Source organism: Fibrobacter sp. (genome assembly GCA_017503015.1).
In the GTDB taxonomy this organism is placed as follows: Bacteria; Fibrobacterota; Fibrobacteria; order Fibrobacterales; family Fibrobacteraceae; genus Fibrobacter.
In genome coordinates this window covers 1-21,089 of sequence record JAFVTX010000069.1, presented here as the reverse complement: position 1 = coordinate 21,089, position 21,089 = coordinate 1, and the positions used below count along the sequence as shown (strand labels likewise).

Here is a 21,089-nt window from a genome sequence, read left to right as displayed (position 1 = left end):
TCTACAGTAACATTGTCAAGTTCTCGGGTGCTACCGAGGTGACCTTGATTGTGGAAGTCCGCAAGGCGACGCTTTCGGCAAGGCTAACCTTTATCGACAACGGTAAGCCCTACGATCCTATCAAGCAGGCGGACCCTGACGTGACCCTGCCTCTTGAAGAAAGGGACATCGGGGGCCTCGGGATATTCATTGTGAAAAAGACCATGGACAGCGTGTGTTACCGCAGGAACGGCGACAAGAACGAACTGGCCATCACCAAGACTTTATAAATAAAAAAGGAACAATCTTATGCAGATTACCAAGACTACTGAAAACGATAAGCTGACCCTTGCCCTTGAAGGGCGCCTGGATACCTTGACGGCCCCGCTGCTGGAAGCGGAAGTCGTGGGCAAACTGGACGGGGTGAAAACCCTGGTGTTTGATTTCCAGAACCTGGCCTACGTTTCTTCGGCAGGACTTCGAATCTTGTTTATGGCCCAGAAGGTCATGAGCAAGCAGGGCCAGATGATTGTGAAGAACGTGAATTCCGACATCAACGACATTTTCAAGGTGACTGGCTTCAGCAACATCTTGACGATTGCATAATTTCTGGAAATTTTCCTGGTCCGGACGCGAAAATTATTTTGTTGTAATTTTGGTATGAATTCATCACGACATGCGAAAATCCGTAGTATCTACGCGATACTGATGTCCACCTACGCTTACCCTGTGCGGAACGCTAAGGGCGAGGCGATGATATCTACTGGGGGAAGGCGGTCCGGTCATTATTTTCGATGGAGGTGGCAGCCCGCTCCTGAGTGGAGGTAACATCTACTGGGGAGGCTGAGTTTGAAGAACGGCCCTTTTGGGGTCGTTTTTTTGTTTTTGTCTATGCGGAAGGGCGTTTTTTTCTAAATTCTGCTCCGTTGATTAACAACCTAAAAATGGACTAAATCCTAATGAACGAAACAGAACAAATCACAGCTGATTCTTCTGTCCAGACCGTGGATTCTGCATCTTTGAATGCAGCTCCTGCGACTGCAGTCGAACCGGCTGAACAACCGGCGCTCGTTGCAAGCGAACCGGCTGCAGCAGGTTTTGGCAAAGCGATTGATGAGCAACTCGCGCTTATGCCGGCCTCCGATGCTGCCCAGGTTCAGGCGCAACTTTCCATGCCGGGTATGGATACTTCCATGGTCTACAAGATTGTGGAAACTCATGCCGGCAACCATGCTGTACTTTATAAGACTTATGAACAGGCAGTGCTTGCCCGTGATGTGCGTGATTCTATCGAGAACGCCGCCGGCCACAAGGTGCTCCCCATCGCCAAGGCGAAGCTGGGTTCCACCTACTGCAAGAATGACTATTCCATCGAACAGGGTTGCAAGGGCAAATCCGATACCTTTAGCATCGGCTCTCTGGTTGAATTCCAGGCCACGGGCCTCATCGTGGTGATGGTGGTTATCATTGGCCTCACGGTGCTCTGCTACCTCATGAACTTCATTATGGCGAAGCTGGGTCTCAACAAGACCAAGGCTCCGGCACCTGCGGTCAAGGCTGCTCCCGCTAGCGCTGCCGCCGCTGCTCCTGCCGCTATCGGCCCTGCCCACTGTGACTGGGACCCGAACGCAAAGAGCGTGCACCCGGGCTTCACCAACAAGCAGCTCCAGGCTTTCCTCGGCATTGCTGCCGTGGCCGCCCTGGAAGAACACCCCGGCATGACCAACGATCAGTTCCTTGCCCTGGTGACCGCCGCTGCGACCCAGGCCATTGGTCAGCCCTGCCGCGTGACCGCCTACAGAAACATTAACTCCCCTGCTTGGACGATTGTCAAGTAAGGATAACCTTTTAAAACTCAACAGGCTTAAAGCCAGGAAAAATCAAAATGAAGAAAACAGTCCGTATCAGTTTCGAAGGCAAGACCTACGACGTCGAAGTAGAAGTTCTTGATTCCGCCGTTGCCGCAGCTCCTGCTGCTCCCGTGGCCGCTGCCCCCGCTGCCGCTCCTGCCGCAGCTCCCGCCGCAGCTGGTGGTACCGAAGTGAAGTGCCCGCTGGCCGGTTCCGTGTTCAAGCTGAAGGTCAAGGTCGGCGATAAGGTTGAAGCCAACCAGGAAGTGGCTATCATCGAAGCCCTCAAGATGGAAAACCCGGTGGTGGCTCCTTGCGCCGGTACCGTGAACTCCATCGCCGTCAAGGAAACCGATACCGTCGTTGACGGTCAGACCCTCATGACCATTGCCTAAGAGGTACAGTTAAATGAGTTCACTCTTAAATTCGGTCGTTGAGTTCGCAGGCGACACCGGATTCGCATACGTCACCGGTCCTATGGTGATTATGTGGATCGTGAGTTTCGTCCTGATGTACTTGGCGATTGTCAAAAAGTACGAGCCGCTGCTGCTCTTGCCGATTTCCCTCGGCGCGCTGGCGGTGAATATCCCGAGTGCCGGGTTCTACGACGGCGGCTGGAGCATCGAAGGCATGTTCACGCCCACTGCCGGCCTCTACTACTACATCAGCCAGGGTATCCATCTGGAACTGTTCCCGCCCATTATCTTCTTGGGCGTGGGCGCCATGACGGACTTTGGACCGCTTATCGCCAACCCCCGCACGCTGCTTCTTGGCGGTGGCGCCCAGTTCGGCGTGTTCGCGACCATGTTCTGTGCCGTGGCTTTCGGTGGCTTTACTCTCGGTGAAGCGGCCTCCATCGGTATCATCGGCGGCGCCGACGGTCCCACCTCCATCTTTACTGCGAACAAACTTGCAAAGCACCTCATCGGACCTATCGCCGTGGCGGCCTACACCTACATGGCTCTTGTCCCGCTCATCCAGCCGCCTATCATGCGGCTCATGACCAACGACAAGGAACGCAAGATCCGCATGAAGGCTCTCCGTCAGGTGAGCAAGGCCGAACGCATCGTGTTCGCCGTGATGGTGATGATCGTCTGCATCCTCGTGGTGCCCGACGCTTCTGCCCTTATCATCATGCTCATGCTGGGCAACATCTTCAAGGAAGCCGGCGTCGTGGAACGTCTCGTGAAGACCTCTTCCAACGAACTCATGAACATCGTGACTATCTTCCTCGGTACTTCCGTGGGTCTCACCATGTCTGCCGACATCTTCCTCAAACCCCAGACCCTCATGATTATCGCTATGGGCGTTGTGGCCTTCGGTTTCTCCACCGCGGCCGGCCTCTTCCTCGCGAAGATCATGAACTGGTGCTCCCCGAAGAACCCCGTGAACCCGCTCATCGGTTCTGCAGGCGTGTCCGCCGTGCCGATGGCTGCACGTGTTTCCCAGGTGGAAGGTGCCAAGTATGACCCGCAGAACTTCTTGCTGATGCACGCCATGGGCCCGAACGTGGCCGGCGTGATCGGTACCGCAGTCTGCGCCGGTTACATGATTTCTAGGCTCTCTTAAACGACCGCTCGGGCTAAATTCGGGAAGTGATTCTCTGGTTAGCCCTCGCTCTCGCAACCGCCCCCGGTTAACACCCGGGGGCTTGCTTGTGTTGACAGGAAATGCTTTGGAACTTATTTTTTTAATCATGAAAAGTGTTTACAAGATTTTAGCATTTTTTGCGTTTGTTTCCATGTTATGCGCTTGTTTCGATGATGCAAGTAGCGCGGGACCGAATGGAGAAAGCGAAACGACTCTTTCAAGCGAAACGATACTTTCTAGCGAGACGACAGTTTTGAGTAGTTCTTCGAATGAATTGGAGTCGAGTGATGAAAGTGTTTCGTCAAGTTCGCAGGACAATGCGAAGTCTTGCTCATCTACGGTGAACTCTTCTAGTTCCATTTTTAATCCCTTTGACCATGTTGATCCTGAAGACACTCTTAAAGAACTGCCTGGTAAGCTTAATTTTTTTGACTCGAATTATACTATGACTGGATATATAAGTCTTGAGGGAGGAAAACAGGAAGTCTGGTTCTTAAGTTCTAGACAGGACCCTTCTGGTGATACCTATAGGGAAAAGTTGGCTAAGAATTTAGTTGATACCTTGGGAGCCCGTGGCTTTGTTTTTGAGGGTGCTGTTGCTAATGATTCTGTGTCGACAAAATATGATAAGACATCTTACGTTTATGCTCTTAGTGAAGACAATCTTATGTACAAGGTGGCCATAACGCGCGTTGATGATGGTGGCGCGTTTTTGTGTTATTGGTCAATCGATGTAAAGATCATTGTGCTGAAAGACGGCTCTGAGTCTGATTGACGCAAAAAGACCCCACTTTCGTGGGGTCCTTTTCTAAGGGTGGGTGACCGGACTCGAACCGACAACATCCAGAATCACAATCTGGGACTCTAACCAATTGAGCTACACCCACCATGAGTGTGAGCCCAAATATAAAAAAGCCACCCCAAATTTCAAGGGGTGGTTTCCATTTTTAAGGGGAAAGGGCCGTTTTAGGGGCGCTAGTGGTTAATCGCCCCCCTTTTTGGCCATGATGCGCAGGAAGTTTTCCCGCTTGAAGTCGTTCCGGTGCTCCATGCAGAAGCGGGGGTAAACCGTCTGCTTGGGGAATACCTTGATGGTGAACTTTTCGTCGCAACCTTCCAGGCAGCACTTGAAGGTGAGGTCCATGGACTCCGTATAGTTGTGGCGGAAGATGATGTTCTTGGACTCGATGCTGTCCATGCTCTTCTTCTGCTTCTGGCGCTGCTTGATGTCGCGGTGCAGTTCGCAGTACTTGGCGATGGGGTGGCCCCAGAACTCGCGACCGCAGCCAGGTTCCTGGCAGATTTTCAGCTTGATGCGCTTTTTCTTTTTGTACTTGGGTAACTGCATAGTGTCTCCAGAGGCTTGTTCGCCATTGTGTGGGAAAGATAGCAAATTTTTTTTAGCAAGGCTTTTTTGGGGCGAAAAAAGCGTCTATAAAGGTAAAGGATCTTTTTTTAGGAGGTTTTATGACTCGCTTTTTGCGGAATCTTGTTGTTTGGGCCAGGATGCCCTTATGTATTGCCGTTGTTGCGGCCCTGTGCTGCATTGTGCCGGCGGGGTGCACCTGGGTGAGCGAAGCGGGGGAGGAGGAACGCCCCTTGCGTGTGACGGTGCTGGACGTGGGGCAGGGACTTGCGGTGTTGCTGGAGCATGACGGACGGTTCGCCCTCTATGACGCGGGGCCCGATTCGGTGGGAGTGGCCGACAGCCTCGGGGCCAGGGGCGTCCGGGAACTGGAGTGGGTAGTGTTGAGCCACAACCATCGGGACCATGTAGGCGGATTTGTGGAGCTGAAGGATATCCGCGTGAAGCGGCTTTTCGTTGGGCCCGATACGGCAGGCGGCGTATGGCGGGATAGCGTGCTGTATATAGCTCACAAGCGGGGAATTCCGGTGGATACGCTCCTGCGGGGTGACGCTTTACAATTCGGGCTGGCGCCCGGTTCGTCTGGTGGCAGCCACCTCGGTTTCGGGGAGGTGCCGGACATTCGGGTGCTGTGGCCTACGGACTATGACGTGGTGTCGGGAAACCACGGGAGCGTCGTGCTGCAGGTGGCGTGGGGCAAGGCTTCGGCCCTCTTGACTGGCGACCTGGACAGCCTGGGGGAGCGCGGTCTGCTGGAGCTGTCGCCGACCCTAACGGCGGACTTGCTCCAGGTGGGGCATCACGGGTCAGCGGGCAGCAGCGGTCTCCAGTTCCTCGCGCAGGTGTCGCCGGAATATGCGGTGGCAAGCGTTGGGGCAACAAACCCTTACGGCCACCCGTCGGAACAGGTCGTGCAGAAGCTGAAATACGTGCTGGGCGATTCCCTGCGGTTTTTCCGCACGGATAAGGACGGGAGCGCCTGCTTTGAACTGTGGCCGGGGATGGGCGTGATTAGTCCCTGAACCCGATGCGGGCCTGGAAATGGCACTTGGTCATGTCGGCGGCGTTCATGCCAAAGATATAGGCGTGGTGGTTGGTGTTCTTGAAGCGCACCAGGTTCACCTTTTCGCCTAGGGGAATCTGTTGGATGTAGTTCATTTGTATGGAACGGATGCCCCGGTCCTTGATTTCTTCTTTGCTGAGCACGTCGGTGACCCAATCTACATAGCGGCAGTGGTTCACGTGCTGGTTCATGTCCAGGTCGCTGTAGTGGGCGGTTTCCTGCTGCACCACGGCGGGGTCGATACTCGGGTCCAGAATGTCCATCATCTCGGGTAGGGCGTTCTTGCCCGGAAACAGCGGGATGGGGTAAGGGCTATTGGCCGGGTTTTCGGACTTGCCTGTCTTGAGGTTCACCAGGAGCCACGACGATGTGGCCTGGGCGATGGCGTTCCCGCGGGCGTCCAAGATAGAATAGTCCTTGAGGCACACCTTGTCTTTGTAGAATTCCTTGGCCCAGGTGGAAATGGAAATTTTTTCGCCCCACAGGGGAACGTGCAAAATCCGGAGCTTGATGCGGGTGATGACGGTGGTGTAGCCCGCCTTCATCATTTTCCAGAGGCCGAAACCGTTTGCCTCGGCGTCGGCGATGGCGGTTTCTTCCATGAACAGGAACAGGTTGGAAAGTTTCAGTCGGCTGTGGAGGTCGCAATCCGAAAAGCGGACTTCGAATTCCTTGGTAGTGATTTCTGGTTCCATAGGTTCCTCGTGGCTCTGGTTTGCAGGGGCTGCCTTTGCGGCCTCTTTTGCGGAGTGGAGCTCCATCGGCTCCGTCTTAAAAATGTATAATTTTTACGTATGGAAGATTTTCAGTTCCGCAAGAGTTTTGAGCAGTTGCCCGCTTTCAAGTCCTTCGAGGGGACTATCCAGTTACCGGGCTCCAAGAGTATCACGAACCGCGCTTTTTTGATTTCGGCCCTGGCAAACGGAAAAACCAGGTTGCACAACCTGCTGAAAAGTGACGACACCCGCTACATGGGCGAGGCCCTGCAGAAGCTGGGTGTGGAAATCCAGTTTTCGGATGATTTTTCGGAGGCGGTAGTCTGCGGAAACGCTGGCCCCGTGGATGCACCTGCGACTCAGTCGGGTGCTCCCGTGGAGCTGTTCCTCGGAAACGCGGGCACGGCCATGCGGTCCTTGACGGCGGCCCTGACCCTTGGTCACGGGGAATTTGTCTTGCGGGGCGAAGAACGCATGCGGGAACGGCCCATCCTGGATTTGGTGGAAGCCCTCCAGAGCCTTGGAGCGGATGTCTCCTACGAGGAGACGGAAGGTTATCCGCCGGTCCGCATCAAGGCGGACGGGCTTAAGGGCGGTTCTGTTTCTGTGCGCGGGAATATTTCTAGCCAGTACCTGACGGCCCTCCTGATTTGTGCGCCCTATTGCAATGAACCCTTGCACATTCATGTAGAGGGAAAATTGATTTCGGCGCCCTACGTGCTTTTGACCCTGGACGTGATGAAACGTTTCGGTATAGAGGTCAAGCACGAAGGGCTTTCCGATTTCTACGTGCCCAAGGGCGTTTACCAGAGCCCGGGGGATTACACTGTCGAGGGCGACGCCAGTTCTGCCAGTTACCCGCTGGCCGCCGCCGCCATCTCGGGAGGCTGCGTCAAGGTCTTGGGCATGGGTTCCGAAAGTATCCAGGGAGACCTTGCCTTTGTGCATGTGCTGGAGCGTATGGGCGTGCAGGTAAAGCTTGGCCCCGACTGGGTGGAATGCACAGGACCCAAGGGCAAGCTGAAGAGTCTCGGCGAATTCAACGCCGTAGAAATTCCCGATGCTGCCATGACTCTTGCCGTACTTGCGCTTTTTGCCGACGGTCCCATGACCATTTCGGGTATTGCCAGCTGGCGCGTGAAAGAGACGGACCGCATTGCCGCTATGGCCGCAGAGCTCCGCAAGGTTGGCGCCGAAGTTCGCGAATCGATGGACTCTATCACGGTGACCCCGCCAAAAGATTTGCAGAGCGCCTCCATCGAGACTTACAACGACCATCGCATGGCCATGTGTTTTAGCCTTGTTTCCTTGGGTGGCGTGTCCATCAAGATTCTGGACCCCGCTTGTGTGAACAAGACTTACCCGAGTTTCTTCGAGGATTTCAAACGGTTCGCCAAATGACCCGGTTTGCAAAAAATGTTTCTACCGTCTTGACGCTTGCCCTGGTGTGCCTTTTTCCGGTGCATTCTCTGGCATCGCAGCCTGCCCTGGTGGCGTCTCCGGACGAAACCCTTTCCCTTTGGGTCATGGACAACGGTATCGGTTCCCAGCGGGCGCTTGGGCGCATTGTCAAACGGTTCCAGCGCGAAACGAAAATCCCTGTAAGCATCAGGTTCTTGAATTGGGGCGAAGCCTTTGCCGAAATTTCCAAGGCGTTGAGCGGCGCAGATTCTGCGGCAGCGAACGGCAATGGCCCGGACGTTTTGCAGTTGGGCTCTACCTGGGTTCCTTTCTTTGCTTCGTCCGGGGCGATTGAACCCCTGGACGCCTACCTGGAACAGGTAGGGGCTACACGATTCTTTAGGGAGAGCTTCAAGGCGGCCCGCTTGCCCCAGGATTCCCTGGTGTATTCTTTCCCGTGGTTTGTGGACGTGAGGGCCTTGTATGCCAACGAGAAGATGTGGAAAAAACTTGCGCTGAAAAAAGAGGAGGTGGATTCTTACTCCGAATTTATCGGCGTGCTGCGGGCTTTCGCGAAAAACGCCGCTGGCGGTTCCGATAGTGCAGCCAAGGTGGCGCCCTTCGCCCTGCCCGGAAAGGGGGACTGGACCGGCCCGCAACACATGGCGCCCTTCATCTGGAGCTTTGGCGGAGATTTCATCACGAAGACTTCTGCAGGTTACCGCAGCGCCCTGCTGGATTCTACGACCCTCAAGGGGTTGGCCTACTACCTCAGGATTTTTGCTGATAGGGAAATTTCCCCTTACGGTCTGGACGAAAATTCCGTGCAGGAAACGGAACGGTTTATCGGTGGCGGGCAGCTGGTGCTGTACGGCACCTCCGAAATTATCCGCCAGATGGAAATTGCAAGCAAGGACGGCGGCCTCAAGGATTCGCCCATCGCCGAAGACGGAATAACCATCGTGGAGCCTCTGGCGGGGCACTCGGGAATCGTTTCTTTTGTAGGCGGAAGCCATCTGGTGTTGCCCAAGGCTCACAGGCCTGCTGCAGAACGGCTTCTCTGCTACCTGCTCCGGGCCGACAACATGGACGCCTACACCCGACAGGTAGGTTTCTTGCCTGCCGACGAAAGCATCGTGAACATCTGGGACAAGGACGCCCGCTATTCCAAGATTATTGAAACCATGAAAACCGGAAAGTCTTTCCCGAACATTCCGGAATGGGTGGCTATCGAAGGAATATTGATAGAGTTTTCCAATGCCTTGGGCGACTTGTTTAGGGAAGGTTCTTCTCGCGAGGCTGTGGAAGATCAGGTCGTGGAATTGTTCTGGGATGCCCACCAGAAGATCAACAAGTCTCTTGGCTATGCCGACACGCTGGACAAGTCCGGCATCGTTTCTCATATCAAGGGACTGCTGTTCGCTTCTGTAGAAGAAGTGACTCCTGAATCCATGACGGTTCCGGTCGAAGATGAGGGAGGCTCCATCTGGGTGTTTGTTTTGGTTGTGGTCATTGCGGCTGTTGCCGCCATCGCGGGCATGGCGTTGTCGGCCCTTATCCGGAAGAAGTAGCGGATGATGAAATTGTTCCGTTGCCTTGCGTTCTGTGTTTTTGCGGCAGCCCCGTTGTTTGCCGGGATTGACTTGGCGCCTTATCAGACCTACGTGGATTCTGTTGTGCCTGGCTCTCGTCTCGGAATTTCGGTGCGTTCCCTCAAGAGCGGTAAGGAACTGGCGAACATCCGCGGCGAAGAAAAGTTTACTCCGGCGAGCACCCTCAAAACCTTGACCACGGCGACGGCCCTGCACTTTTTGCCCCTGGACTATGCTCCCGAAACGAAAATTTCTTTGATGGGAAGTGTCCAGCAGAAAAAGTTCCTGGGCTCGGTGCAGATTCGCGGTGAAGGGGACCCGAATTTTTCGGGACGCTACTATGCGGATCCTTTCTATATGATAGATGCCATGGTGGATTCCATCCATGCTCTAGGAATCGACACCATCCGCGGGACCATCGATTTGGATACGGGCTTTTATGACGGCCCCTGGAAAGCGGAACACTGGCGCAAGAATTTTTACGACGCCTGGTACGGTGCCGAAATCGCCCCGCTGGACTTTAACGACAATTGCACCATGGTCCGTTTCAAGCCCGGCGAAAAGGAAGGGGATTCGGCTATCGTCTCCATTGTGCCTGACGTGGGTTACGTGACAGTCAAGAATGACCTGAAAACCGTTCCCGGAAAAAAGAGAAAATGGACTTGGGCCTTGGAGCCTGACAAGTCCGTGATTACCTTGGGTGGAACTATCGGCATGGACGTGGATTCCGCAAGTCTCGTGCTCCCTATCCGTAACCCCGTGGGGTATTTCCGTGCGGCGTTCATGTACATGCTCAAGGAAAACGGTATTGTTTTCGAAGAGAACCACGACATTCCCCAGGGCATCGAAATCAAGCGGTTCATCTTTTCGGCGGCGCCATTCCTGAGTATTCTGGACGAAATCAATCAGCGTAGCCAGAACTACCACGCCGAAAGTCTTTTCCGTAACATGGGCGGCAAGATTCTCGGCAAGGGCAACGTAGAGAACGGCAAAAAACTGGAAGAAAAGTTCCTTACGGAAATGGGCCTGAGTTTCGATGATTTTGAAGTCTGGGATGGATGCGGTCTTTCGCCCAAGAACAAGCTGAAACCCTCCGTAGAAACGCAGTTGCTGGCCAAGATGGCCCGGCACCCCAGAGGCGAGTTCTACATGAACAGTTTTGCAGGCCCGAAGGTGGGTACGGGCGCCAAGCGCATGACGGAACTGAAATACACGTGGCTTACCCGATTCAAGACGGGGTTCATTGGCGAGGCCCACGGCCTGGTGGGTTACCTGTTTCCTATGGACGGTGACACCCTGACGGTGGCCATGTACCTGAACGAGACGGGCAAGAACAAGGACGCCACCCTGAAAGACGTGCTGGATACTCTTTGGATGCGTCTTATTGCCCAGACCAGCGACGACTATGCGTCGCTCCTCAAGATGAAGGAGATGTGGCTCGACGCCCAGAATATCCGCGGGCTGGACGCTCGCCTGGAATATTTCTCCCGCAAGATGGAAGGAACTCCTTACTTGCTCGGGCCCATGGGCGAGGGGTACCTGGATTCCATCGAGACAAAGCCGCTAGTCTATATGGATTCCGTAGATTGCGTGACCTATATCGAGCACGTCCTGGCCATGGCGCTAGCCACAAGTGAAGATTCCCTTTTCAAGGTGTTGCAGAGCATCCGCTACAAGGATGGCATTATAGACTATTCTCACCGCAAGCATTACCTGCTTGCCGACTGGGCTAGCGATACGAGGTTTACTCGCAAGCTTTCCATGCCGGGGGATACGGTGGTGGTGAAGACCATCGGCAAGAACGAGTTTTTCAAGAAGAAAAACCTGAAATACCTGGTAAATGGCAAGGAATCCGCCGACCCTGCCGTGGAAATCCGCTATTTGCCTTATGACAAGGCCCTTGAATGGGCAGGGCGTGTTTACGAAGGGCCCATGAAGGTGCAGGGTGTCGGACTTGTGGCTGCTATGGAGAATCTGGACGCCACCCACACGGGATTTATGGTGCTTACCCCTGGTGAGCTCCCCATGTTCCGTCACGCCGCTTTCAAAAAGCAGGTGCTGGAAATTCCTTTCAAGGAATATCTGGAAGGTCGAAGCGCAAAGAGCGTTCCTGGCGTTACTTTCTTTGAATTCGTGAAACCTTGAGGACGGCCTAGTCGCCGTAATCAAAGGCGAGAATGGCCACCATCTCGTGGTCTCCGGTACTGCCCTGCGCAGGACTGACTTCGGATTCGTTATGCTCAAAGAGAGTCCAGGCGTCTGGCGCCCAGCCGTAGGGGTTGGTGGTCAATTCTTTGCCTATGGCGATTTCGGCGGCCTCTACGTGCTCCCAGTGGATGGGTCCTGCAGGAGCTTTGTAGTACCGGAGCATACCCAGGGCTTCCATGGATTCTGGATGGTCGTCCACCAGCTGATAGACGCAGTCCTTGTAGCTTTCGCCCCTTAGGCGTATCACGCGGTAGAGCCGTTTACGGCCCAGGAATTTCTGAAGGTCTCCGTGATGGACTTCTATCTTGCCGCCTTCGCCAAAAAAGACGGTTAGTTCGCGAAATACTTCGGAACTTTCGTCCAGAAAGGGCGAGAGCTTCTTGATGAGGGCGTTGACTTCGCTTGGGGCCATGCTTTAATTATAGATAAAAAAACGACGATTTGCGCTTAAAAAAAGAGAATTTGCGTCAAAATGCAATTTATAATGATAATTAATTGAATTTATTAAAATTATCAATTTTTGTTTATAAAAAAGAAAAGGTATATTTATGGTGTAGAACAAGGAGGCCTTTATGAAGACGGCACAAAAATTATGGATTGCTCTGGTGGTTGCGGTGTCTTTGGCCTTTGCCGGTTCTGACCCGCTAGAGGCTGCCATATCGGCGTATGTCGTCGATGAATTCGGCCCGCATTATGCGCAGTCCGATGCGACGATTCCCGTTGTGAACATACTAACGACCCAAACGACCAAGCAAGGCGAAACACTGGCCTGGGGATCGTTTTGGGTGTTCAATTATGAACTCAGGGGCGATACGCTGTTCTGCGTTTCAGGGGGCAATTACCCGGGAGTTGCCCATTTGAAAAAGTCCGACAAGGGAGGCTACGTTGTCACGGGTATGGACGTCGTCGAAGATGGCTCTCGCTACGACAAGAGCGCCAGAAAAATCTTTGGCGAATACTATGACGAATGGGTGAAGAACATGTCAAACAACGAAACCCTCCGCGAAAACAAGCGCACCGAGATGATTGGCGACTATGTTAAGGCGAAGGGTCTTTCGGCCAAGATGTATCAGGATTATGGCTGGGAGGCCAAACCCATTTTCCGTTAGCTACAGCACGCCGTGGCAGGTGCGGCTGATGACGTCGTCCTGCTGTTCCTTCGTTAAGGAGAGGAACTTGACGGCGTAGCCGGAAACGCGGATGGTGAAGTTCGCGTATTCTGCCTTTTCCGGGTGGGCCTGGGCGTCCAGCAGCTTTTCCACGCCGAACACGTTCACGTTCAGGTGGTGTGCACCCTGGGCGAAGTAGCCATCCATAACGGTCACGAGCTTCTGGGCGCGTTCGTCATCGCTGTGGCCGAGAGCGTTCGGGCTGATGGTCTGCGTGTTGCTGATGCCGTCCAGCGCGTATTCGTACGGGAGCTTCGCGACAGAGTTGAGGGAAGCGAGGAGGCCGTTCTTTTCGGCACCGTAGCTCGGGTTTGCACCGGGAGCGAAGGGGGCGTTTGCCGGGCGTCCGTCAGGGAGCGCGCCGGTGGCCTTGCCGTACACCACGTTACTCGTAATCGTAAGGATAGAGGTCGTGGGTTCGGCGTTACGGTAGGTGTGATGCTTCTTGATCTTCGCGATGAATTCCTTCAACAGCCACACGGCGATTTCGTCGGCGCGGTCGTCGTCGTTGCCGTACTTGGGGAAATCTCCCTTCACCACGAAGTCCTTGGCAAGACCGTCGTCACCGCGGACCACTTTCACCTTCGCGTACTTGATGGCAGAAAGGCTGTCGACCACATGGCTGAAGCCTGCGATACCTGTCGCGAACGTGCGGCGCACATTGGTATCGATGAGGGCGAGTTCAGCGGCTTCGTAGTAGTACTTGTCGTGCATGTAGTGGATCAGGTTCAGCGTATTCACGTAGATGCCCGCGAGCCATTCCAGCATGATGTCGTACTTGTGCATCACTTCATCGTAGTCCAGGAATTCGCTGGTAATGGGGGCAAGTTCCGGGCCGATCTGCATGCCGGGCACCAGGCCGCCCTTTTCGTCCTTGCCGCCGTTGATGGCGTAGAGGAGGGCTTTGGCGAGGTTTGCGCGGGCGCCGAAGAACTGCATTTCCTTGCCGGTCTGGGTAGCGGACACGCAGCAGCAGATGCTGTAGTCGTCACCCCAGATGGGGCGCATCACGTCGTCGTTTTCGTACTGGATGGAACTGGTCGTCACGGAAATGTAGGCGGCGTATTCCTTGAAGTTTTCGGGAAGGCGCTTGGTGTAGAGCACCGTGAGGTTCGGCTCCGGAGAGGGTCCCATGTTTTCCAGAGTGTGCAAGAAGCGGAAATCGTTCTTGGTGACCATGGAACGTCCGTCCTGGCCCATGCCGCCCACTTCGAGGGTGGCCCACACCGGGTCGCCGCTGAAAAGCTGGTTGTAGCTTTCGATACGGGCGAACTTCACCATGCGGAACTTCATGACCATGTGGTCCACCAGTTCCTGGGCTTCGCTTTCGGTGAGGGTGCCATTCTTGAGGTCGCGTTCGATATAGATGTCCAGGAAGGTGGAAATACGGCCCACGCTCATGGCGGCACCGTTCTGGGTCTTGATGGCGGAGAGGTAGCCAAAGTAGAGCCACTGGAAAGCTTCGTGGGCGTTGGTTGCCGGTTCGGAGATGTCGAAGCCGTAGCTTGCGGCCATCACCTTCATCTGCTGCAGGGCGCGAATCTGTTCGGCCACTTCTTCGCGGAGGCGGATCACGTCGTCGGTCATGGTGCCGTCGCCTACGTGGGCGAGGTCGTTCTGCTTCTGCTTGATGATATAGTCAATACCGTAAAGGGCCACACGGCGGTAGTCGCCCACGATACGTCCGCGGCCGTAGGTGTCGGGGAGGCCAGTCAGGAGGTGGGCCTTGCGGACGGCGCGGATTTCGGGAGTGTAGCAGTCGAATACGCCCTGGTTGTGGGTCTTGTGGTATTCAGTAAAGATCTTGTGGAGGTCGGCGTTCGGCTTGTAGCCGTACTGTTGGCAGGCTTCTTCGGCCATCTTGATGCCGCCGAAGGGCATGAAGGCGCGCTTGAGCGGCTTGTCGGTTTGCAGACCCACGACCTTTTCCAGGTCCTTGAGACGCTCGTTGATGTAGCCCGGCTTGTGGCTCGTGATGGTGGAGACGATGTCGGTGTCCATGTCCAGCACGCCGCCGTGCCTACGTTCTTCGGCCTGCAGGCTCTGCAGTTCGTCCCACAGTTTCTGGGTGGCGTCCGTCGGGCCCGCCAAGAAGGACTTGTCTCCGTCGTAGGCGGTGTAGTTGCGCTGAATAAAATCGCGGACGTTAATTTCGCTTTGCCAGAGTCCGCCTTCAAAGCCATTCCATGCGTTAATCATTTTTCCTCTTTGCTCGCCCGAATTGCCGTAGTAGTGCGGGTCGAGACTTCTGTTTTGTTGTTCTTTTGTGAGTCCCAATATAGCAATTGCAGGGGCCTGATTGAACCGCCGCTGGAGGCTTGATTTTGCTTTTGCAAGAGAAAAAAATTGACGGAAATGACGACGATTCTGCAATCGTTTGATGGTCATAGAGTTAGGAATTCTAGGGGCCGAATTCCTAGGGGAGGAGAATACCCTCCCCCCTTTTATTGACGCTTTAGCTTACTCTGATCCTTCACTGTCGTAATCACACCACGTACCTTCAATTTTATCGGCTCCGTCACCCCATGACCATGAGCCGCTTTCGCGCCTGCTAGGACATTTGGATTTGCATTCTCCTTTTACGGTCTGCACCGAGAGCGATGTTGAGCAAGGGTAGCAGAAGCCATTGTCGTCTAATAGGGGTCGTCCCTCGCAGTTGGCAATGACGCAGTAACCATCTTGAATTTTTCTGTTGGAGCATTTTGAGCAGTTTATCGTATCCCTAACGGGGCCGTCGTACTTACAGGACCTGCAGTCGCCCCAACCCCAAGAGTCCATCAGGGGCTTGTTGTCGGGGCATTTTTCCAATACGCAATAACTAGAGTTTTTGATTCTTTTTGTGGTCCCGTTTTTTCCGTCGCAAAGTCTTTCGCAAGATTCGTCATCGTCTGGAATGAACCCTGTTTCGTCATCACATGAGTGGCATTCATCTGACCAGTCCAATACCGGGTGGGTGCTTGGACATGTGACGGTGGGTTTGATGCTGCCTCCACTACTGGACTGTGAGTTATTATCTTGTGAATCGGAACCGCTGGACTGATCGGTAGATGAGCCGTTTGCAGATGATGTGGATGAAGTCGCGGACGATGTGAGTCCTTCAGATTCTGCTATGCTGCTAGAAGATGACACCGATGCGTCGTCATTATTGCTGAAAACGGAGCCAATTGTCTCTTCGCCGCCCGATGCGGAACATGCAGCCACGACAAGAGCAAAAGAGCTTATGCACCAAAACAGGGGGATTTTAGACAAGTTTATCATACTTCGACTCCTTCCGTAGTATTATACATTCTTTTTTCCTGGAGAGTAAATAGTTTTTATTGTTGATTGTAAATATTTATTTACGATAATACCCCGTTACGTAGGGATGTTGTTTGTTTCGGTGAAAAAAAAACGTATCGGGTAAAGCTGTATTTCTATCTTTGTTCCCGAAAAATAAAAGGGACACATTATGCCTACTATGACTTCTGCGCAGGTGCGCGAATCTTTCATCAAGTTCTTTGAATCCAAGGGCCACCTCTTTGTGCGTTCTTCGCCGGTGGTTCCGCATGACGACCCGACGCTCATGTTCACGAACGCGGGCATGAACCAGTTCAAGGCAATTTTCCTGGGCGACAATCCGAAGGGTTGGAAGCGCGTATGCAACAGCCAGAAGTGCCTCCGCGTGTCCGGTAAGCACAACGACCTCGACGTGGTGGGCCGCGACAACTACCACCACACCTTCTTCGAGATGCTGGGTAACTGGAGCTTCGGCGACTACTACAAGAAAGAAGCTATCGCTTGGGCTTGGGAACTCTTGACCGAGGTGTGGAAGCTCCCGAAGGAACGCCTGTTTGCCACCGTGTATCAGGACGATGACGAAGCCTGGCAGATTTGGAAGGATGTGTCCGGCCTCCCGGATGACCGCATCATGCGCTTCGACGCTCACTCCAACTTCTGGGAAATGGGCGACACCGGTCCGTGCGGCCCCTGCTCCGAAATCCACTACGACCGCGGCGACCTGGCTACCCAGGCCGAAACGTTCAAGGACCCCATCAAGGGCGTGAACGGCGAAAACGACCGCTATATTGAAATTTGGAATAACGTGTTCATGCAGTACGAACGCGTGAGCGACGGCTCCCTGATTCCGCTGAAGGCAAAGAACGTCGATACCGGTATGGGCTTCGAACGTATCTGCGCTATTCTTCAGGGTAAGACCAGCAACTACGATACCGACGTGTTCACCCCGATTATCGCAAAGATTGCAGAACTCTCTGGCGTTCCGTACAACGATGGCGAAGCCGGCACCCCGCACCGCGTGATTGCAGACCACATCCGCGCAATCTCCTTCGCTATTGCTGACGGCGCTCTCCCGAGCAACGAAGGCCGTGGTTATGTGCTCCGCCGCATTTTGCGCCGCGCCAGCCGCTTTGCCCGCCTGCTGGGCCAGAAGGAAGCCTTTATCTACAAGCTGGTGCAGGTGCTCGCCGATACCATGGGCGACGCCTTCCCGGAAATCCGCGAACGCAAGGAATTCGTTGCCTCTGTAATCAAGAGCGAAGAAGAAAGCTTTATCCGCACGCTGGACGCCGGCCTCGAACGCTTCGCCGGCATCGTGCAGGAGTTGGGTGCCGGTGCAAAAGTCGTGCCGGGCGACAAGGTGTTCCTGCTTTACGATACCTACGGATTCCCGCCGGACCTCACCGGTATTCTCGCCGAAGAAAAGGGCCTTACCATTGACGAAGAAGGCTATAACAAGTGCATGGAAGAACAGAAGGCCCGCGCCCGCGCCAACATGAAGCAGGGCATCAACACCATGGGTACCGAAGGCTGGACGCAGTACAGCGAAGAAAGCACCAAGTTTGTGGGCTACGAACTCTCCGCTTGCGAAACGAAGGTCATGCGCTGGCGTGAAGACAAGGGCGTGCTCAGCATCGTGCTCGAAACCTCTCCGTTCTATGCCGAAATGGGTGGCCAGGTTGGCGACAAGGGAACGCTCGTTTCTGCCGACCTCGAAATTGACGTGTTCGACACCGTGAAGGTGAACGACACCGCCCTCTGCCGCGGCAAGGTGAAGAAGGGTACGGCCAACGAAACGACGATGGGCGCTGTATTCATGGCAACCGTCGATAACGACCGCCGTAACGACATTCGCAAGAACCACTCCGCGACCCACTTGCTGCAGGCTGCGCTCCGTCAGGTGCTCGGCACTCACGTGCAACAGCAGGGTAGCTTTGTTTCCAACGAACTTCTCCGTTTCGACTTCAGCCACTTCAACGCCATGACCGCCGAAGAAATCCAGAAGGTGGAAGACATCGTGAACGCGAAGGTGATGGAATGCCTGCCGGTCAACACCCAGGTGATGGGCGTTGATGAAGCCAAGGCAAGCGGTGCCATGGCTCTGTTCGGCGAAAAGTACGGCGACGAAGTCCGCGTGGTTAAGATGGGCTGCGCGGGCGATGAATTCTCCAAGGAACTCTGCGGTGGCTTGCATGTGCAGAACACCGGTAACATCGGCCTCGTGAAGATTATCAGCGAATCCAGCGTGAGCGCTGGCGTGCGCCGTATCGAAGCAGTCTCTGGCCGTGGCGCTCTCTCGCTGCTCCGTGCAGGAACTCAGATTCTCACGGCTCTCCGCGAACAGCTCCGCTGCAAGGACGCCGAAGTTCTCGACCGCATCCAGCAGAGCTTCGCTAAGACGCAGAACCTCGAAAAGAGCCTGCAGTCCGTGAAGCTGGAACTTGCAACGCTTGCCGCTGCCGAACTCCTGAACGGCGGCATCAACGTGATGGGCGTGAACCTGTTTGTACGCGAACTCAACATGCCCGAAGACAAGTACAAGGACTTGCTGGACGGCGTTCAGAACAAGCTCGACACCGACAGCGTCGCCGTGATTGCGAACAAGGGCGAAGGCAACGGAAGCATCGCCGTGATGGTCGGCAAGAACGTTCAGGCCAAGGGCATCAAGGCCGGCGACCTGGTCAAGGACCTCGCCGCTGCTTGCGGTGGCCGCGGCGGTGGACGCCCGGATCGTGCTCAGGCCGGCACCAAGGAAGTCGACAAGATTGCCGGTGCTATTGCCAACGCCAACAACTGGATTAGAGCGAAGCTGGGTGCTTAATTTTCCGTATTAAGCACCAATCCCGGAATTGTTTTTTCAAGGCTCGCAGCTTGTGCTGCGAGCTTTTTCTGGAACTCGGCGGTAGCGGGGGAGTGGTTGTCCACAATCCGGTGGTTCGCCATTTTCAGAAATTTTTCCACGCGGGCGATGTTTTCGCGGGTTGCTTCGTCGCAGTAGGTTTCCACCATCCGCTCGAAGATGTACTCTTCTGTCGTTTTGGACAAATGAACATTGTCGTCAGCATAAAAACGGTAGTCCCGCAACTCGTCCATCACGATTTCGTAGCTCGGGAAATAATGGGTGTTGTCATTGCGCGAAGCGCATGACTGCTGCGTCTCGCAAATGCGTGAGTAAACTCCCGCGCTTGCTCGACTTGCGATGTCATTGCGAGGGAGCGATGCGACCGTGGCAATCTCAGTCCCGCATTTCGCAATCTTGTCAACGGCGAGTTGAAGCGTCGCCTTAGAAAGTGTATTGTTGTGTGCTCCGTCGGCCATGTGCCGTAGCGGCGACACGGTAAAGACGATGTTGGTGGTGGGGGAGAGGCTGTGCAGGCTTTCTACAATCCTGCGAATTGCGTCGGCAGTCTCTTCTACGCTAATCAACCTGCGTTCAAATTTTTTCGGGTCTTGCCGGTGGCAGTTTGCGACCACCCTGCCGCAGGTCCCGCTGTCTGTTGAACTGTCGGCCTTCAGCGAATAGACGAATGCCGAACCCAAGGTGACAAACACCACATCTGCCTTCTGCAAAAAATCCCGGGCCTGCTTCGCGGCGGCGTTCAGCTTGCCGATACATTCTTCGCGAGTCTTTCCGGAAAGCGACCCGTGGGCGTCCCAACAATGCCAAAGTCTGTCGCCTCGCGTGTCCTGAAAAACATCCCCATCCCCGAAAACACGCCCTTCGGCAACCGCCTTGACCTGTGCCGCCAAGGACAGCGGGTTGTACACTGTCCCGAAGGGGTTGGAGAGCGTGCAAAACCCGCGGTTTGCGAACTGCGCTGAGATGTTGTCCGCAAAGCAGGACCCGAAAAGTGCCAGTTTCTTGGTGTAGTCGATGCTAAAATCGGGCTTTTGAATGTCAATCTTCGTGTAAAATTCCATGCCGTAAATATAGTAGCAAGCGGGCACCCCCTTTTTTTTGTATCTTTATGATACTAGCCACTTTGGCAAAAGGATTTTTATGAAACCAGGAAAGACCGAACTCCGTCTGAATGCCGAAATCGAGAAGCGGGGGGCACTGTTTGCGGTGCTGCTGGACCCCGACACTTCGGACGAGGCCGCCTTCGTGAAGGCCGGCGCCATGGCCGCCGAAAACGGCGCAGACCTGCTGCTGGTAGGCGGTTCGTACTTGGGGAACTTCACGCTCCCCAAGCAGGTGGCCGCCCTCAAGGCCCATGTGGACCTGCCCGTAGTGCTTTTTCCGGGTGGAGCCTCCCAGGTGGTTCCCGGTTTTGACGCCATGCTGTTCATGACCCTTGTGAGCGGCCGCAACCCCAACTACCTCATCGACGAGCAGGTTCGCGGCGGTGCCCTGGTCCGTGCCCTCAACATGGAAGCCATTCCCACGGCCTACCAGCTCATCAACAGCGGCAAGCGCACCACGGTGGAGTACATCAGCGGCACCATGCCGGTGCCCGCCAACAAGCCCAAGCTCAGCATGGTGAACTCCATCGCGGCAGAACTCATGGGCATGCGCTACGTGTACCTGGAAGCGGGCAGCGGCGCCGAAGAGCCAGTGCCCGTGGAACACATCGCCTACACCCGCAAGGCCACCGAGATGACCATCATCACCGGCGGCGGCATCAAGGACCCGCAAACCGCGGCCGTCCGCGTGGCGGCAGGCGCCAACATCATCGTCACCGGCACCCTCTGGGAAAAGGTGGAAGACCCCGCCCTCCTCAAGGAATTCGCCGCGGCCATCCACATCAAAGGATAAGGCACTAGCCCCTAACCCCTAGATCCTAGTCCCTAACCCATGGACCTGAACGGAAAGAAAATCCTCCTGGGAGTCACCGGCGGAATCGCCGCCTACAAGAGCTGTGAACTCCTGCGCCTGCTG

Annotated in this window: 18 protein-coding genes, 1 tRNA gene and 1 pseudogene; 13 read left to right on the top strand and 7 right to left on the bottom strand. The window is 54.9% G+C overall.

What is annotated here, in order from left to right; genetic code table 11:
- The 6 genes and pseudogenes from IKB43_12165 to IKB43_12140 all read left to right on the top strand — a co-directional run.
- A partial coding sequence (locus tag IKB43_12165; protein ID MBR2470877.1) for an ATP-binding protein occupies positions 1-269 on the top strand: 269 nt, incomplete at its 5' end.
- Positions 270-288: 19 nt separating this feature from the next.
- Positions 289-585, top strand: a complete 297-nt coding sequence (locus IKB43_12160; protein MBR2470876.1) for an STAS domain-containing protein — start codon at positions 289-291, stop codon at positions 583-585.
- Between the two features lie 461 nt (positions 586-1,046).
- Positions 1,047-1,817: pseudogene (locus IKB43_12155) on the top strand (hypothetical protein).
- Positions 1,818-1,864: 47 nt separating this feature from the next.
- The gene (locus IKB43_12150) at positions 1,865-2,224 is read left to right on the top strand and encodes an acetyl-CoA carboxylase biotin carboxyl carrier protein subunit (protein ID MBR2470875.1); all 360 of its coding nucleotides are present in this window, start codon (positions 1,865-1,867) and stop codon (positions 2,222-2,224) included.
- Positions 2,225-2,237: 13 nt separating this feature from the next.
- Entirely contained in the window at positions 2,238-3,398 is a 1,161-nt protein-coding gene (locus IKB43_12145) for a sodium ion-translocating decarboxylase subunit beta (protein MBR2470874.1), read from the top strand.
- A gap of 127 nt (positions 3,399-3,525) precedes the next feature.
- Positions 3,526-4,194, top strand: a complete 669-nt coding sequence (locus IKB43_12140; GenBank protein ID MBR2470873.1) for a hypothetical protein — start codon at positions 3,526-3,528, stop codon at positions 4,192-4,194.
- A 38-nt stretch (positions 4,195-4,232) separates the two neighbouring features.
- On the opposite strand, the gene IKB43_12135 is transcribed toward IKB43_12140, so the two are convergent.
- Positions 4,233-4,306 (bottom strand) — tRNA-His (locus IKB43_12135).
- Between the two features lie 95 nt (positions 4,307-4,401).
- A complete protein-coding gene (locus IKB43_12130; protein MBR2470872.1) occupies positions 4,402-4,767 on the bottom strand; it encodes a hypothetical protein in 366 nt (121 codons plus the stop codon).
- 158 nt (positions 4,768-4,925) lie between these two features.
- Between IKB43_12130 and IKB43_12125 the strand changes: the two genes are divergently transcribed.
- Positions 4,926-5,807 (top strand): MBL fold metallo-hydrolase, encoded by an 882-nt coding sequence (locus IKB43_12125; GenBank protein ID MBR2470871.1) that lies wholly within the window; start codon positions 4,926-4,928, stop codon positions 5,805-5,807.
- Here the strand turns inward: IKB43_12125 and IKB43_12120 are convergent.
- Positions 5,797-6,543, bottom strand: a complete 747-nt coding sequence (locus tag IKB43_12120) for an acyl-ACP thioesterase (GenBank protein ID MBR2470870.1) — start codon at positions 6,541-6,543, stop codon at positions 5,797-5,799. The two genes, IKB43_12125 and IKB43_12120, sit on opposite strands and share 11 nt — an antisense overlap.
- 99 nt (positions 6,544-6,642) lie before the next feature.
- Here IKB43_12120 and aroA point away from each other — a divergent pair, with 99 nt between their 5' ends.
- The 3 genes from aroA to dacB are packed head-to-tail and all read left to right on the top strand — an operon-like array spanning position 6,643 to position 11,702.
- The gene (gene aroA, locus IKB43_12115; GenBank protein MBR2470869.1) at positions 6,643-7,965 is read left to right on the top strand and encodes a 3-phosphoshikimate 1-carboxyvinyltransferase; all 1,323 of its coding nucleotides are present in this window, start codon (positions 6,643-6,645) and stop codon (positions 7,963-7,965) included.
- Complete coding sequence (locus tag IKB43_12110) at positions 7,962-9,536, top strand: extracellular solute-binding protein (protein MBR2470868.1); 1,575 nt, start codon at positions 7,962-7,964, stop codon at positions 9,534-9,536. The genes aroA and IKB43_12110 overlap by 4 nt, the downstream gene beginning before the upstream one ends.
- Positions 9,537-9,539: 3 nt before the next feature.
- Positions 9,540-11,702, top strand: coding sequence for a D-alanyl-D-alanine carboxypeptidase/D-alanyl-D-alanine-endopeptidase (gene dacB, locus IKB43_12105; GenBank protein ID MBR2470867.1), 2,163 nt, complete (start codon positions 9,540-9,542; stop codon positions 11,700-11,702).
- 7 nt (positions 11,703-11,709) lie between these two features.
- Here the strand turns inward: dacB and IKB43_12100 are convergent, their stop codons facing one another.
- Complete coding sequence (locus tag IKB43_12100; protein MBR2470866.1) at positions 11,710-12,177, bottom strand: hypothetical protein; 468 nt, start codon at positions 12,175-12,177, stop codon at positions 11,710-11,712.
- Between the two features lie 160 nt (positions 12,178-12,337).
- On the opposite strand from IKB43_12100, the gene IKB43_12095 reads away from it, so the two are divergent.
- A complete protein-coding gene (locus IKB43_12095) occupies positions 12,338-12,874 on the top strand; it encodes a hypothetical protein (GenBank protein MBR2470865.1) in 537 nt (178 codons plus the stop codon).
- Here IKB43_12095 and pflB read toward each other — a convergent pair whose 3' ends face one another.
- Positions 12,875-15,133, bottom strand: a complete 2,259-nt coding sequence (pflB, locus tag IKB43_12090; protein ID MBR2470864.1) for a formate C-acetyltransferase — start codon at positions 15,131-15,133, stop codon at positions 12,875-12,877.
- A 261-nt stretch (positions 15,134-15,394) separates the two neighbouring features.
- Positions 15,395-16,192, bottom strand: a complete 798-nt coding sequence (locus IKB43_12085; GenBank protein ID MBR2470863.1) for a hypothetical protein — start codon at positions 16,190-16,192, stop codon at positions 15,395-15,397.
- A 187-nt stretch (positions 16,193-16,379) separates the two neighbouring features.
- Here IKB43_12085 and alaS point away from each other — a divergent pair, with 187 nt between their 5' ends.
- Positions 16,380-19,031, top strand: a complete 2,652-nt coding sequence (gene alaS / locus IKB43_12080) for an alanine--tRNA ligase (protein ID MBR2470862.1) — start codon at positions 16,380-16,382, stop codon at positions 19,029-19,031.
- Here alaS and IKB43_12075 read toward each other — a convergent pair.
- Positions 19,028-20,131 (bottom strand): GSCFA domain-containing protein, encoded by a 1,104-nt coding sequence (locus IKB43_12075; GenBank protein MBR2470861.1) that lies wholly within the window; start codon positions 20,129-20,131, stop codon positions 19,028-19,030. The two genes, alaS and IKB43_12075, sit on opposite strands and share 4 nt — an antisense overlap.
- Before the next feature lie 79 nt (positions 20,132-20,210).
- Here IKB43_12075 and IKB43_12070 point away from each other — a divergent pair, with 79 nt between their 5' ends.
- Entirely contained in the window at positions 20,211-20,966 is a 756-nt protein-coding gene (locus tag IKB43_12070; protein MBR2470860.1) for a geranylgeranylglyceryl/heptaprenylglyceryl phosphate synthase, read from the top strand.
- The last annotated feature ends 123 nt before the right edge of the window (positions 20,967-21,089 follow it).